Below are 15,071 nucleotides of genomic sequence, written 5' to 3'. Positions count from 1 at the left end.
GCAAGATATAGTCATTTAGCCAGGTAACGTAAACCCAATGCCAAAACGTACAGATATACAAAGCATCCTGATTATTGGTGCCGGCCCCATTGTGATTGGCCAGGCCTGTGAGTTCGACTACTCTGGAGCCCAGGCCTGTAAAGCCCTGCGAGAAGAGGGGTACCGGGTTATTCTGGTGAATTCTAATCCGGCCACGATTATGACCGATCCATCCATGGCCGATGCCACGTATATCGAGCCCATCACCTGGGAAACCGTTGCCAAAATTATCGAAAAAGAGCGTCCGGATGCTGTGCTGCCCACTATGGGCGGGCAGACGGCACTGAACTGTGCGTTAGAGTTACACGCGCACGGCGTGCTGGATCAATACGGTGTTGAGCTGATCGGCGCAAAGCAGGATGCCATTGATAAAGCGGAAGATCGTGATCGCTTCGATAAGGCGATGAAAAAAATTGGCCTGGAATGTGCGCGAGCCAAAATCGTTCACACGATCAAAGAAGCCAACGAAGTGCCGAAAGAATTCGGCTTCCCGGTTATTATTCGTCCCTCCTTTACGATGGGTGGCTCCGGAGGGGGTATTGCTTACAACTGGGAAGAGTTTGAAGAAATCTGTACCCGTGGTTTAGATCTGTCGCCAACCAACGAATTGTTAATCGATGAATCCCTGCTCGGTTGGAAAGAGTACGAGATGGAGGTGGTTCGCGATAAGAACGATAACTGCATCATTATCTGCTCTATCGAAAACTTTGACCCTATGGGTGTGCATACTGGTGACTCTATCACCGTTGCTCCTGCGCAAACGCTCACCGATAAGGAATACCAGATAATGCGCAATGCTTCTATTGCGGTGTTGCGTGAAATCGGTGTTGAAACTGGTGGTTCGAATGTACAGTTTGCTGTGAACCCGGACGATGGCAGATTGGTGGTGATTGAGATGAATCCCCGTGTCTCCCGCTCGTCGGCGTTGGCTTCCAAAGCAACGGGTTTTCCTATTGCCAAAGTGGCTGCCAAGCTCGCAGTGGGTTACACCCTGGATGAGTTGCAAAATGACATTACCGGTGGCGCAACACCGGCCTCGTTTGAGCCCTCTATCGACTACGTGGTGACAAAAATTCCACGTTTTACTTTCGAGAAATTCGGCGATGCTGATGCGCGCCTGACCACCCAAATGAAATCAGTGGGTGAAGTGATGGCGATTGGCCGCACCTTCCAGGAATCTGTTCAGAAAGCCCTGCGTGGTTTGGAAGTTGGTTCTGCTGGTTTCGAGGCCAAGGTGGATCTTTCTGCGGATGATGCTGTTGCTTCCATTCGCCGGGATCTCGCTACACCAGGTGCCGAGCGTATCTGGTTTGTGGGCGACGCCTTCCGTGCCGGTATGAGCATTGATGAGGTGTTCGAACAGTCGAAAATCGACCGTTGGTTCCTGGCGCAGATCAAAGATATTATTGATACTGAATTGGCACTGGCTTCAAAGCCTCTCTCGGAAATTGATGCCGCCACCATGTTTGCATTGAAACGCAAGGGGTTCTCTGATAATCGTCTGGGCGCGCTATTAGCGGTATCCGAAAAGACCGTGAGGGATCACCGCCATAAGCTCGGCATACACCCGTCTTACAAGCGCGTTGATACCTGTGCAGCCGAGTTTTCTACCTCGACAGCTTATATGTACTCCACCTACGAAGAAGAGTGTGAGGCAGAACCATCTAACCGTGAAAAAATCATCGTTTTAGGTGGTGGCCCGAATCGTATTGGTCAGGGCATTGAATTTGATTACTGTTGTGTGCATGCTGCGCTTGCAGCGCGTGATGATGGTTATGAGACCATTATGGTCAACTGTAACCCGGAAACTGTTTCCACCGATTATGACACCTCAGATCGACTTTATTTCGAGCCGGTAACGCTGGAAGATGTACTGGAAATTGTACACAAAGAAAAGCCAAAAGGTGTGATTGTTCAGTTCGGGGGGCAAACTCCACTGAAGATAGCCAATGATCTGGCTGCAGAAGGTGTCCCTATTATTGGTACCAGTCCAGAAGCGATTGATCGCGCGGAAGACCGTGAGCGCTTCCAGCAAATGATCCAGCGTTTAGGCTTGTTACAACCCGATAATGCCATCGCGCGATCCACCGAAGAAGCCTTGGCGGTTGCGGGTTCTGTCGGTTACCCACTGGTGGTTCGGCCATCCTATGTATTGGGTGGGCGGGCAATGGAAATCGTGTACACCAAAAACGAACTCAGTACTTATATGAAAGAGGCCGTACAGGCCTCCAACGATGCGCCGGTATTGCTGGATCATTTCCTTAACAATGCAATTGAAGTGGATATTGATGCGGTGTCCGATGGTGAAACAGTCGTGATTGGCGCCATCATGCAACATATTGAGCAGTGTGGTGTCCACTCCGGTGACTCGGCGTGTTCGTTGCCACCTTACTCCCTGCCTGACGATGTTCAGGACGAGATGCGCGAGCAGGTTCGCAAAATGGCGAGGGAGCTGGGCGTAATTGGCCTGATGAACGCTCAGTTGGCCTATCAGGATGGTAAAATATACGTTATCGAAGTTAACCCTCGCGGCTCGCGTACCGTGCCATTTGTGTCCAAATGCATAGGTACTTCACTGGCCAAAGTGGCAGCTTTATGTCAGATCGGTAAGTCGCTGGCAGAGCAGGGTTTTACCAAAGAAATTATTCCCGATTACTATAGTGTCAAAGAAGCGGTATTCCCGTTCAATAAGTTCCCAGCTGTGGATCCGATTCTTGGTCCGGAAATGAAATCGACGGGTGAGGTGATGGGCGTTGGTGATACTTTTGCCGAAGCCTTTGCAAAAGCGCAGCTCGGCAGTGGCTCAGCCATTCCGTCTAGCGGGAAAGCCTTTATCAGCGTGCGTGATTTCGATAAAGAAGGCGCAATCGTTGTGGCGAAAGAGCTGGCCGATATGGGGTTTGATTTGGTTGCGACACAAGGTACAGCCAAAGCGCTTAAGCAGGCTGGCTTGAACGTTCAAACGGTCAACAAGGTAAATGAAGGTCGCCCACATATTGTGGACATGATCAAAAACCGTGATATTCATTTAATTGTTAATACAACGGAAGGTAAGAAAGCTATTAAAGATTCAGCATCTATCCGTCGTAGCGCAGAAAATAACCATGTGTATTACACCACCACTCTTGCAGCAGCTAATGCCATTTGTATGGCTATGCGTTTCGGTAAGCAGCAGGATGTTCGTCGACTGCAGGATTTGCACAAGCGAATCAGTGTTTAGAAATTAAGGTAAACGAAAAGTATGCAAAAATATCCAATGACAGTTGAGGGCGAAAAGGCGCTTCGCACTGAGCTTGAACAATTAAAAAAAGTGGATCGACCACGTATTACCGCCGCTATTGCTGAGGCGCGCGAGCATGGCGATTTAAAAGAAAATGCCGAGTATCACGCGGCGCGTGAGCAGCAAGGCTTTTGCGAAGGCCGTATTCAGGATATCGAAGCCAAATTATCCCGCTCGCAGGTAATCGATATTCATGCGATTCCCGAAACGGGCAAAGTGTTGTTTGGTACTACAGTGAAATTAATTCATATGGATACGGATGAAGAACTCACTTATAAAATCGTCGGCGAAGACGAGGCTAGCATTAAAATCAATAAAATTTCTGTCACTTCGCCTATTGCGCGCGCGCTGGTTGGCAAGGAGGTAGGTGACGTTGCTGTTGTGCGCGCACCCGGCGGTGAAGTTGAATACGAAATTGATTCAGTGAAGCATATTTGATCGAATGTTCTTAGGAAAAAGGCGAGCTTTTAGCTCGCCTTTTTTATGCCTAGTATGGGTAATAACGATGTACTGAATACCTATCCCGTCGAGTGCAGTTATCTATTGATAGGATACGGTGAGACTGTCCTAGGGGGGTGCGTACTTACCCGTACATTGCTGCTCTCTTCGCGGTATATTGTACTTCCTGTACATAAAAAAAGCAGGCGCAATGGCCTGCTAAGATTCAATATTGCACATTTCCGTCGTATCCCGAGGTGTTAGCAGGATACTTGCTGAATAGTATGCAGTTGAATTTAGCAATGAATATGGTAGAAATGTGAAAAACTGTTACCCCGTTGATGAGCGAGCTACCATTTGAACAGTGTGTCGGGAAATTGCTGTCTGTCTGTGGAGCTTGCCGTGTCATTGCACTCGCCCCGAATAAAAGGGTTTCTACTGTAGAGGTTTTTATCCAGCAACCAGAACCCTTCACGGCAAAATCCGCTATTACTTATCTGTACTTCTGCTTGGGCCAGCAGTATCTGTTCGTTTTTCTTTGCTGCGCTGTCTGGTCTTGATGCTCGTGGGTTTCCCTCAATCGAAGGGTTTTGCTTTCTCATGATCGGTGGGCTCGGAGGCTCTTCAGGCTGCAGGGGCACGAGTTGCATCTGAAAGTGCTTAAGTCCGCTGGATGTAATGCGGGTTTTAAATTCTGCATCCAGTTTTTTTGGGATTTTGGTACTGCTGCAGCCACAAATTAATAAACAGGCTGTAATGATTAAGGTAAAACGTATCATCGTGGTGTTAGCTCGTATTTATACCCAGCCCCGTAAACAGAGTGAATAATATCCTGGTTGGTCGTGAGCTCATGCAATTTTTTCCGCAATTTTTTTACATGGCTGTCTACGGTGCGGTCGCTGACTATACGGTAGTCACTGTAGATATTGTCCATAATAAACTGTCTCGAAAAAATTTTACCGGGCTCATTGTAGAGTAGCTTGAACAGGCTGAACTCTATGGTGGTCAGTTCGGTGGACCTACCTTGAATGGTAACCTGCTGACTATCTTCGTGCAATTCAACCCCCGTTTGTGCTGCTTCCAGTGGTTGCTGTGACCGTCTCAGCACGGCTTTTACACGTGCGACGACTTCTCTGGGGCTGAACGGCTTACAGATATAGTCGTCGGCACCCAGCTCCAAACCTATAAGTCGATCAATTTCTTCCACGCGGGCTGTTACCATAATGATCGGTATTTGTGGTTGATTATTGCTGCGCAGGGCTTGGCAAATATCCAGGCCATCTTTTCCTGGAAGCATGAGGTCGAGAAGTATTAGGTCGGGTTGATGTTTTTCGACCCCGCTTTCTACCTCTAGGCCATTGTGGATTTTGCTGCAGCTAAACCCGGCTGCCAACAAGTAGTCTTCCATTAGCGTGGCTAGGTCTTGCTCGTCTTCAACGATGAGGATATGTAATGATTTTTCGTTCATAGCTTTAATGTACCGGAAATACCAGATTAATCTTTAGTCCGCCTAAGTCTGATTTTTGTGCCTCGATGGTGCCGTTGTGGGCTTCTGCGATATTTCTGCAAATGCTGAGGCCCAGCCCTGCTCCCCCGAGTGCGCGATTTCGCGATTTGTCCACGCGATAGAGCCGGTCAAAAATTTTCTCCAGCTCCCCATCGTCCACCGATGGAGCGCTGTCTTCTATAGAGATTACAATATTTGAGTGCTCTCTTTTTGCCCGGATTGCGATATGGCCGGGAGCATCGGTATAGCGCTGGCTGTTTTCCAGTAAATTATCGAATAATTGTTGCAGACGTTTTCTATCCCCAAAAATTCGGGTCTTATCGCTAAGTGAATTTTCCACCCTGAGCCGCAGGTTCTTATTTTCCAACTTTTGTTCGTAATGGGCCCCAATCTCGGCGATAAGGGCCGATGCGGAAATTGTCTTCTTGCGATAACTCATTGCTCCTAGGTCGGAGAGTGAAAGCTCATACAGATCATTGATAAGGTGGTTGAGCGACTCGATTTTATTTTTGAGCAAGTTTAAATTTTCTGCTGTCGTGGGGCGAATACCATCTTCCATCGCTTCGATCTGGGCTTGAATGACGGAGATAGGGGTACGCATTTCGTGGGAAATGTCAGCCACCCACTGTTTGCGCGCACCTTCGTTTGCACTGAGCGTGCGTGCAAGTTCATTAAAGTTTTGGCACAGCTGACCGAGTTCGTCACTATTGCTGCGTTCGAGGCGAACGCTGTAGTCGCCGCCTATAATTTTTCTCGCCCCCAGCGATAGATCGCTTAGCGGCTGAATTAACCAACGGGAAACAAAAAGCGCAATAATAAAAGAGCCTGCGAAAATGGCGATACTCAATAGCGCGAAGGCCTTAAGTTGCTGGCTGATAAACAGCCTGTCTACCGAGCGTACAAAGTCTTTTGGCTTTATATAGCCAATATAGCCGATTAGAGCTCCTTCAAAATAGAGTGCTCGCCAGGAATACTCTGCCTGTGCAAACTGATTGCCGACAACTAGTGCTTTTTCGGTGTCGGTGAGAATCAGTTGGTCGATAAACGCGCGTTCATGGGCTTTTACGCTGGGGTGCAGAGGGGGCTGTTTGTTGCTCTCTGCCTCGCGTTGTTGCTGTTCGATAAACTCGCGAAAGGTTTGGTAGCGTAACCGACGCCAGAGACGTTTGTCATTTTTCAGAGGTTCTAGAGAGTGTTCGCTGGCGTAAATTTCGGTGATTGCACTTTCCAAAAACTGAAGGCGATCAATGGCCTGCTGGGTAACATAATCAAGAAAGCCCTGTTTAACACTGGCGTGTGTAAAGAGCAGCATGGCTGTGGTGCTGAGCAACAGGGTTGCTAGGAAGGTTAGCCAGAGTTTGAATTTTATGCTTTTGATCATGAAAGTCCGCCTGCTAGGGGAGTATTGCCAAGCGGACTAACGAGAACAAGTAGGGAGTATCAGCTTCCATGGTTTTTGCACGTTTGCTGATGCTGACGTCATCGTTTAGCGAATGTTGGATTTACGTGGATCGGGTTTTTGGGCTTCTCGAAAGATAAGTGCGACCTTGCCGATTTCCTGGATAAGGGCGGCCTTGCTGCTGGCGCACAGTTCTTCAATGACGGCTTTGCGGAGAACTCTGTCGGTCACGGCAACTTTTATCTTGATCAGCTCGTGATCCTCCAGCGCACGATCTAGTTCCGCTAGAACACCTTCCGTAAGGCCCTTTCCTGCGACGGTCACTACGGGGTTCAACCCGTGGCCAACGGTGCGGTATTGTTTAATTTTGTCATTGGAGAGGGTCATAATCTAGCTCGCTACAGGGTGTCAATTGGGGCGCTATTGTACAAGAATTTTAAGGGGTTTCTCGATGGCATCGAAGAAATTCAGTAAATTAGGGGCATTTTATCGACTAAAACAGCCTAAACTTTTAGAATGCCCGGTCCACCTATACCCAGAGTTCGTAATGTCGAGATCCAAAAGTAGCCAGCGCTGGCTAACAGAACATTTTAGCGACCAGTATGTCAAAGCCTCCCAGAAGGATGGCTACCGTTCGCGTGCCAGCTATAAGTTGATAGAATTGAATGAGAGAGACAAACTAATAAGACCGGGAATGACGGTGGTTGACTTGGGCGCAGCGCCCGGTGGTTGGTCTCAGGTTGCTGTGCAAGGAGTGGGCGATAAGGGGTCAGTTTTGGCTTCTGATATTTTACCTATGGACTCTATAGCCGGGGTTACCTTTATTGAGGGAGACTTTACTGAGGAGAATGTGCTTAATCAATTGTTGGATGCGATGGGAGGGGCTAAGGCAGATCTTGTAATTTCCGATATGGCCCCCAACATGAGTGGTATCGATGCGGTTGACTTGCCTAAATCCATGTATCTAGTGGAGCTTGCTTTGGAAATGTCCTTCGAAGTACTTCGTCCCGGCGGCAGTTTCGTCAGCAAAGTATTTCAGGGGGAGGGTTTTGTGGAGTTTTTTCAAAACTGTCGAAGCAAGTTTCAAAAGGTGGTTACCCGCAAACCCGGAGCTTCTCGCCCGCGTTCACGGGAAGTGTATGTAGTGGCGAAAGGCTATAAGGGCTAAGGATTTGCAGTCTATACTGCGAGTTATTGTGCTCAAACTTATGAATTTCAAAACTTTTGTCTGTTTTAGATAAAAGTAGAATAACCAGGAGAAGCAGCCTTGAATGACATGGCTAAAAATCTCGTACTGTGGCTGGTAATTGCTGCCGTACTTTTCACTGTTTTCCAAAATTTTAACGAAGCAGCGCCTCAAGACGAGATGACCTATTCGGAATTTATGCTTGAAGTTCAGGATGAACGCGTGCGAGAGGTCACCATCGGCGATCAGCGGATTAGGGGGCTGCGGCTGGATAACACTCAGTTTATGGTCGTAATGCCAGAAGTGCTCGATCTTAAGCTTATGGACACACTGCTGGATCACCGGGTGCAGGTGAAGGGTGTGCTGCCAGAGAAACCCAGTCTGTGGGAACAGCTATTGGTAGCTAGCTTCCCCATTTTGCTGTTTATAGCTGTGTTTGTTTTCTTTATGCGCCAGATGCAGGGTGGCTCCGGCGGTCGCGGTGGGCCAATGAGTTTTGCAAAAAGCAAAGCGCGCTTGTTGGGCGAAGACCAGGTTAAAACTACTTTTGCCGATGTGGCTGGTGTCGATGAAGCCAAAGAGGATGTGCAGGAACTGGTTGAATTTCTGAAAGATCCATCCCGTTTTCAGCGTCTGGGTGGCCGTATCCCCCGCGGTGTTCTGATGGCGGGACCTCCTGGTACAGGTAAGACTCTGCTGGCAAAAGCGATTGCTGGCGAAGCCAAGGTTCCGTTCTTTTCGATCTCCGGTTCTGATTTCGTGGAAATGTTTGTGGGTGTGGGTGCTTCCCGTGTGCGTGATATGTTTGATCAGGCCAAGAAACAGGCGCCTTGTATTATCTTTATTGACGAAATTGATGCTGTCGGCCGTCATTGTGGAGGAGGTCATGGTGGCGGTCACGACGAGCGCGAGCAAACTCTGAATCAGTTGCTGGTCGAAATGGATGGCTTTGAAGGTAATGAGGGTGTGATTGTTATTGCGGCAACCAACCGCCCTGATGTTCTCGATCGTGCCTTACTGCGTCCGGGCCGATTTGACCGTCAGGTATTTGTAGGTCTGCCGGATATTCGCGGTCGCGAGCAAATATTGAAAGTCCATATGCGCAAAGTGCCGATGGATGATCAGATGAAAGCTTCGATTATTGCCCGCGGTACGCCTGGTTTCTCCGGAGCGGATTTGGCAAACCTGGTGAACGAAGCGGCGCTTTTTGCTGCCCGCGCCAACAAGCGTGTAGTGAGTATGGAAGAGTTTGAAAAGGCCCGCGATAAAATTTTAATGGGGGCCGAGCGCAAGTCCATGGTGATGAGCGAGAAAGAAAAAGAGAATACCGCCTTTCACGAAGCTGGTCATGCCATTGTCGGCCGGCTGGTGCCTGAGCACGATCCGGTTCATAAAGTGAGCATTATTCCCCGCGGCCGGGCCCTGGGTGTAACCCAATTCCTGCCGGAAGAGGATAAGCATAGCCTTAGCAAGCGCGCGATTGAATCGCAGTTATGCTCTCTATTTGGTGGGCGTATTGCTGAGGAGATGACTCTGGGTTTTGATGGTGTAACGACTGGCGCGTCTAACGATATTGAGCGAGCTACCGATTTGGCTCGCAATATGGTGACGAAGTGGGGGTTATCCGAAAAGCTGGGGCCACTGCACTACGGTGACGACGAGGGGGCTTACCCCGGTACAGGCACACCGCAGTATTCCGGCGCCACATCGAAAGTGATTGATGAAGAGGTTCGCAGCATTATCGATATTTGTTATACGCGAGCGACAAAAGTCCTGAGTGAAAACAAAGATATTCTACAGGCTATGAAAGATGCGCTGATGGAGTATGAGACTATCGATTCTGATCAGGTTGATGATCTGATGGCTCGCCGTAAAGTTCGCCCACCGCGTGATTGGCACGACCACGATGTCAGTGGTGGCAGCTCTGGTTTGGGTGGCGAAGAAGAAAAGAAGAGTGCCGATGACTCCCCGGTTGGCGGTCCTGCTAACCAGCACTAATTTACATAATGGCCCACATATTTAGTGGGCCATTATCCCACATATAAACACGATACTTTCCGAATGATTCTGCACTGCGGTTCTCGCTCCGTTGACTTAAGCACACCTCAGGTCATGGGGGTTCTCAACGTTACTCCCGATTCTTTTTACGATGGTGGTAGGCTGTACGGTGCGTCTTCCCTTGTGCTTGAAAAAGCGATTCGAGCCGCTGAGGAGATGCACTCTGCAGGTGCTGCGTTCATTGATATTGGTGGTGAGTCGACCCGTCCAGGTGCCGCGGCCATTGGTGAGCAGGAAGAGTGTGATAGGGTTTTACCTGTGGTTGAAGCCTTGGCAGAGCGTCTGGACGTTGTGCTGTCGGTGGATACGTCTACTGCAAAAGTAATGATGGAAGCTGCAAGCCTGGGGGCCGGGTTGATCAATGACGTGCGCTCCCTCGAGCGCGATGGAGCGCTAGATGCGGCAATAGCGACACAATTGCCGGTTTGTTTGATGCACATGCTAGGCAACCCGAAAACAATGCAGGAAAATCCGGCCTACCGTGATGTGGTAAGCGAGGTTGACGGATATTTGCGGCAGCGGGTAGAAACCGTACAGGGCGCCGCGAGGCGCTTGGGGGTGGGGCCCCCGCAACTGCTATTGGATCCAGGTTTCGGTTTTGGGAAAACCGATGAGCATAACCTTGCTCTACTGCGTGATCTATATCGCTTATCCGATCGGGGCTTCCCGTTATTGGTGGGAGTATCGCGTAAATCGATGATTGGGCGATTGCTTAATCGTGAGCCCGAACAGCGCCTGGCCGGCAGTTTGGCATTGGCTTTCATTGCAGTGCAGAATGGCGCGAATATCCTCCGGGTGCACGATGTTGTTGAAACGGCAGACGTAATAAGAATTCTAAATGCAGTGAGATATGGGGATCACATTCATGGCGCGTAAATATTTTGGGACGGATGGTATTCGAGGAAAAGTTGGCGAGGGTGTTATCACTCCCCAGTTTTTTCTTCAGTTGGGTTGGGCCGTTGGTAAAGTGTTGGCCGAGCAGACGAACCGCACGGGCAATGGAACCGTGTTGATCGGTAAAGACACGCGTATCTCCGGTTATATGTTTGAATCAGCTCTTGAGGCTGGCTTGATTGCCGCAGGTGTTGACGTGGGCCTGTTGGGCCCAATGCCGACACCGGCTATCGCTTATTTAACGCGAACCTTTCAGGCCAGCGCTGGCATTGTGATTAGCGCATCCCATAACGCCTATGGTGACAACGGCATCAAGCTGTTTAATACGCAGGGCGTTAAGCTTGCCGATGAGGTTGAATTAGCCATTGAGGCTCAAATCGATAAGCCCATGACGACAGCGGTTAAGCTGGGTAAAGCGCGCAGGGTTCCCGATGCAGAGGGGCGTTATATTGAGTTTTGTAAAGGGACACTGCCGTGGGGCTTTAGCCTGGCGGGGTTAACAATTGTGGTTGATTGCGCTAATGGCGCTACCTACGATATTGCACCGGCGGTGTTGTCAGAATTGGGAGCCAGTGTTGTCCCTATCTGTAACGAACCCGATGGTTTGAATATCAACCTTAAGTGCGGTTCTACCAAAATGAACCAGCTGCAGAAGCAGGTACTGGAATCTCACGCAGATTTGGGTATTGCTTTCGATGGCGATGGTGATCGTGTGATGTTTGTGGATGATCGCGGCGAAATTATTGATGGCGATCAGCTGCTTTATATTATTGCCGCCTATCGCAAGCAGCGAGGCGAAGGTTGCAGTGGTGTAGTCGGAACGTTAATGAGTAATTTTGGCTTTGAAAAGGGTCTGGAAAGCCTTGGTATTCCGTTCGAGCGAGCGAAAGTGGGTGACCGCTATGTTATCGAAGCTATGAATAGGAACGGCTGGATTCTCGGTGGCGAATCTTCCGGCCATATTGTGTGCGCCGATGTAACCACGACTGGTGATGGCATTATTTCGGCGTTGCAGGTCTTAAAAGCGTTAATGGCTGAGCAGCAAAGCTTGTACGAATTGAAGCAGCGCATGCAAAAGATGCCGCAGGTTATGGTGAATGTGCCGGTGAAGCATCGAATTGATCTCGATAATGATGGTGCTGTGCAGTCGGCTATTGCTGATGCTGAAAAGCGTATGGAGGGCAATGGTCGAGTGTTGTTGCGTGCCTCGGGTACAGAGCCGGTTATTCGTGTAATGGTCGAAGGGCAACAGCATAGCCTGGTGTCCGAGCTGGCTCACGAGTTGGCTGAAATAGTTGGTAAAGCAGTATCTTAAAAATCTTGATTCTTGCGTTGTAACTGGCGGCATTCTCCGCTACTATTTGCGCCCGTTTTACCCGGGGGGCTTAAGAAGCCCGCGCCAGATTCAGAAATCTTCTTTAGAAATCGGAAAAAGGTAAAGGCTTATGCGTCGACAGATAGTTATTGGTAACTGGAAAATGAATGGCAACACCACCGCTAACCAGAAATTGCTGGCTGGTTTGGTTGATGCCTGGACTGGTGTTCACCAGGCCGAGGTTGCAGTTTGCCCCCCGTACCCTTACTTGGCGGCCGCTGCTGCTCAGTTGGAAAACTCCAATATTGGTTTGGGCGCTCAAGATTTGAGTAAAAATGGTAACGGTGCCTATACCGGCGAAATCTCCGGTGAAATGTTGGTGGACTCCGGTTGTCGTTATGTTTTAGTCGGTCACTCCGAGCGCCGCGAGTACCACGGAGAAAGCTCACAGTTGGTCGCTGAAAAATTCCAGGTGGCTTTGGATCACGGTTTGATTCCTGTGTTGTGCGTAGGTGAAACCTTGGAAGAGCGTGAAGATGACAAGACCTTTGATGTTATTGGTAAGCAGTTGCTGGCCGTCGTTGATCATTGTGGTCTTCCTGGTGTTGCTAAAGGTATTATCGCCTACGAACCCGTATGGGCGATCGGCACAGGTAAAACAGCAACGCCTGAAATGGCTCAGGACGTTCACTCATATATTCGCGAGGTGTTAGGTCCAGAGGGTGACTCAATGCGCATTCTGTACGGTGGTAGTGTTAAACCAGACTCTGCAGAGGGACTCTTTGCAAAGAAAGATATCGACGGCGCATTAGTGGGCGGTGCCGCACTGAACGCTGAAGACTTTGTTGCCATTTGTCGTGCAGCAGAGTAATAAAACTAGAGACTAAATAATGGAAAACATCATACTTCTGGTTCACCTGTTAACTGCTTTGGCCATTATTGGCTTGATCTTGCTTCAGCAGGGTAAAGGGGCAGAAATGGGCGCATCATTCGGTGCTGGCGCATCGCAGACCCTTTTCGGCTCTGTGGGCTCCGGTAACTTCTTTTCTCGGATGACTGCGATTTTTGCGACGGTTTTCTTTATCACCAGCTTCTCACTGGCGGTAATCGCTAAGCAAAAAACCTCTGTCGATGATGAGTTTGCACTGCCTGAGCTGGAGCAAATGGAAGTACCGCCGGTGGAAGAGGGCGATGTTCCAACTCTTGACGCTGCCGAAGCGGTTGTTGAAAATGCAGCGGCAGATGTTGTTGATCTTGAGGGTGCAGTAGAGGATTCTGCTGCCGAAGTCGACGTACCTAAAGTACCGGTCGAGTAAGCTCGTAAAAAATTGCCCAAGTGGTGGAATTGGTAGACACGCTATCTTGAGGGGGTAGTGGCGTAAGCCGTGCCGGTTCAAGTCCGGCCTTGGGCACCATCTATAGAAGGCTCTCCATATTGGAGGGCCTTTTTTATTTCTGTTTTCAAATATATTGTTTTTTTCCGCCTAGTTCGGGATGTATTGCCTGCCTTGTTTGTTTTAGGTCGTACAGTACGGGGGCTGTGCTTGTTCTGATTGGTAGGGCGGGGGCTACACATGGTCTTGGGGGTTGGTCGTTGTAAATCGCACGCGACGGGCGTGTGGATGTAGGCTGATGGCGTCAGTGTGAGTGGGGTCTTCTGGTTGGCGAATAATGGGGTTTGGCGGGAAGGTTAGTGAGCTGGCTTGGTAACGCTGTAGCTCACTGAGTCACTTGCTACGCGTCGAGTTTGATTGGAGTTTTCCGCGTACAGCTAAAGTGTTGCTAGTGCCCTGGTGACTGAACTTAGGCTTGCGGGTGTATATGTATCAGTTTAAAACCGCCGCCATAAAGCCGCGATATTAATTGTGGTTTTTTTTGTAATCAAAGATGTTGATTATTATTTCAGCGTGTTTTGTAAGTGTTGAATTAAAGGTGGTTTTTCTTCTTGACGCACCATATGTCGCCCCCTATAATGCGCCTCCTCTGCTGCTGCGAAGCCTTTTCGTTAGCAGAGGAAGTGACTGGTGCGGGGTGGAGCAGCCTGGTAGCTCGTCGGGCTCATAACCCGAAGGTCGTTGGTTCAAATCCAGCCCCCGCTACCAATTATTAAGGGCGATATGTAGTAAGTTAATACCCAATTTTGGGGTTTCTCTTTACATTTTGTCAGTAGCAAGCAGTTGAAGGTTCTTGATTTTCACGTTTGGCTTCGCTACTAATTTAACGTTTGAGTATTATGAGCTTGAGCGGGCAGATAGAAATCTGCATTCGAGAGGCCCCTTTAAGGGGTTTTTTCGTATCTGGAGTTAGCTGCCTGGTTCCTTGTTGGTACTCTCTTCTGGATAGGCTAAAATATGATCGGCGTGTTGGCTTCACGCAGGTTGTCGTAGATATGGGCTTAGCGCCCATTTTTTGTTTGTGTTCCGGTTCGTCGGAATGCTTGTAATAATCAAATGGTAGAGAGTTTTAATACTTGGCTGGAAAACAAACGCAACTGGAAGTATTAATTGGCCCAGTGGTTGAATCGCTGGGGTGTGAGCTGTGGGGGCTGGAATATTTCGCCCAGGGCAGAAAGTCTATGTTGCGCGTCTATATCGACAAGGTGCCAGGCGGTGCGTTGATAGACGATTGTGAGCGAGTAAGTCGCCAGATCAGCAGTGTTATGGATGTCGAAGACCCAATTACCGGCGAATATACATTAGAAGTCTCTTCTCCAGGGATGGATCGTCCGCTATTTAAATTGGAACAATTCGGCGGCTATATCGGTGAGACCGTAGCGGTTCGACTGCGTACGGGTTTCGATGGCAGAAAAAAATTTACTGGCCTGCTTAAAGGTATAGAAAATGATGAGATCGTGCTTGAGGTCGATGCAGAAGAGTATTTGCTTCCCTACGAGTTAATTGATAAAGCGAGCGTAGTGCCTCGCTATTAATACGATTGAATTATTTGTAATTTAGG

13 protein-coding genes and 2 tRNA genes are annotated in these 15,071 nt (G+C 49.1%); 11 read left to right on the top strand and 4 right to left on the bottom strand.

What is annotated here, in order from left to right:
• Positions 1 to 37: 37 nt before the first annotated feature.
• Together carB and greA are read left to right on the top strand one after the other, a co-directional pair.
• Positions 38 to 3,259 (top strand): carbamoyl-phosphate synthase large subunit, encoded by a 3,222-nt coding sequence (gene carB / locus H5715_RS11465; RefSeq protein ID WP_075187677.1) that lies wholly within the window; start codon positions 38 to 40, stop codon positions 3,257 to 3,259.
• A 21-nt stretch (positions 3,260 to 3,280) separates the two neighbouring features.
• Positions 3,281 to 3,757 carry a transcription elongation factor GreA gene (greA, locus tag H5715_RS11460; protein ID WP_075187676.1) on the top strand — a complete coding sequence of 159 codons (477 nt, stop codon included), beginning with the start codon at positions 3,281 to 3,283 and terminating at the stop codon, positions 3,755 to 3,757.
• Positions 3,758 to 4,107: 350 nt separating this feature from the next.
• Here the strand turns inward: greA and H5715_RS11455 are convergent, their stop codons facing one another.
• From H5715_RS11455 to H5715_RS11440, 4 genes are all read right to left on the bottom strand, one after another.
• Positions 4,108 to 4,536, bottom strand: coding sequence for a hypothetical protein (locus H5715_RS11455; protein ID WP_075187675.1), 429 nt, complete (start codon positions 4,534 to 4,536; stop codon positions 4,108 to 4,110).
• Positions 4,533 to 5,225, bottom strand: a complete 693-nt coding sequence (locus H5715_RS11450; protein WP_075187674.1) for a response regulator — start codon at positions 5,223 to 5,225, stop codon at positions 4,533 to 4,535. Before H5715_RS11450 ends, H5715_RS11455 begins: the two co-directional genes overlap by 4 nt.
• Before the next feature lie 4 nt (positions 5,226 to 5,229).
• A complete protein-coding gene (locus tag H5715_RS11445; protein WP_075187673.1) occupies positions 5,230 to 6,645 on the bottom strand; it encodes an ATP-binding protein in 1,416 nt (471 codons plus the stop codon).
• A 105-nt stretch (positions 6,646 to 6,750) separates the two neighbouring features.
• Entirely contained in the window at positions 6,751 to 7,050 is a 300-nt protein-coding gene (locus H5715_RS11440) for a YhbY family RNA-binding protein (RefSeq protein ID WP_075187672.1), read from the bottom strand.
• Positions 7,051 to 7,210: 160 nt separating this feature from the next.
• Between H5715_RS11440 and rlmE the strand changes: the two genes are divergently transcribed.
• From rlmE to rimP, 9 genes are all read left to right on the top strand, one after another.
• The gene (gene rlmE, locus H5715_RS11435) at positions 7,211 to 7,831 is read left to right on the top strand and encodes a 23S rRNA (uridine(2552)-2'-O)-methyltransferase RlmE (RefSeq protein ID WP_075187671.1); all 621 of its coding nucleotides are present in this window, start codon (positions 7,211 to 7,213) and stop codon (positions 7,829 to 7,831) included.
• Positions 7,832 to 7,930: 99 nt separating this feature from the next.
• Positions 7,931 to 9,847, top strand: a complete 1,917-nt coding sequence (ftsH, locus tag H5715_RS11430; RefSeq protein WP_484600445.1) for an ATP-dependent zinc metalloprotease FtsH — start codon at positions 7,931 to 7,933, stop codon at positions 9,845 to 9,847.
• 63 nt (positions 9,848 to 9,910) lie between these two features.
• Complete coding sequence (gene folP / locus H5715_RS11425; protein WP_075187669.1) at positions 9,911 to 10,783, top strand: dihydropteroate synthase; 873 nt, start codon at positions 9,911 to 9,913, stop codon at positions 10,781 to 10,783.
• The gene (glmM, locus tag H5715_RS11420) at positions 10,773 to 12,116 is read left to right on the top strand and encodes a phosphoglucosamine mutase (protein WP_075187668.1); all 1,344 of its coding nucleotides are present in this window, start codon (positions 10,773 to 10,775) and stop codon (positions 12,114 to 12,116) included. Before folP ends, glmM begins: the two co-directional genes overlap by 11 nt.
• Before the next feature lie 130 nt (positions 12,117 to 12,246).
• Positions 12,247 to 12,987, top strand: coding sequence for a triose-phosphate isomerase (tpiA, locus tag H5715_RS11415; protein WP_075187667.1), 741 nt, complete (start codon positions 12,247 to 12,249; stop codon positions 12,985 to 12,987).
• Positions 12,988 to 13,006: 19 nt separating this feature from the next.
• The gene (gene secG / locus H5715_RS11410; protein WP_075187666.1) at positions 13,007 to 13,432 is read left to right on the top strand and encodes a preprotein translocase subunit SecG; all 426 of its coding nucleotides are present in this window, start codon (positions 13,007 to 13,009) and stop codon (positions 13,430 to 13,432) included.
• 14 nt (positions 13,433 to 13,446) lie between these two features.
• A tRNA-Leu gene (locus tag H5715_RS11405) sits at positions 13,447 to 13,531 on the top strand.
• Between the two features lie 610 nt (positions 13,532 to 14,141).
• A tRNA-Met gene (locus tag H5715_RS11400) sits at positions 14,142 to 14,218 on the top strand.
• Positions 14,219 to 14,586: 368 nt separating this feature from the next.
• Positions 14,587 to 15,045, top strand: a complete 459-nt coding sequence (rimP, locus tag H5715_RS11395) for a ribosome maturation factor RimP (RefSeq protein ID WP_075187665.1) — start codon at positions 14,587 to 14,589, stop codon at positions 15,043 to 15,045.
• Positions 15,046 to 15,071: the final 26 nt, after the last annotated feature.

The organism is Teredinibacter haidensis, assembly GCF_014211975.1.
Classification (GTDB): Bacteria; Pseudomonadota; Gammaproteobacteria; order Pseudomonadales; family Cellvibrionaceae; genus Teredinibacter; species Teredinibacter haidensis.
The sequence above is the reverse complement of the archived record's forward strand: the minus strand, read 5'-3'. Positions and strand labels throughout refer to the sequence as shown.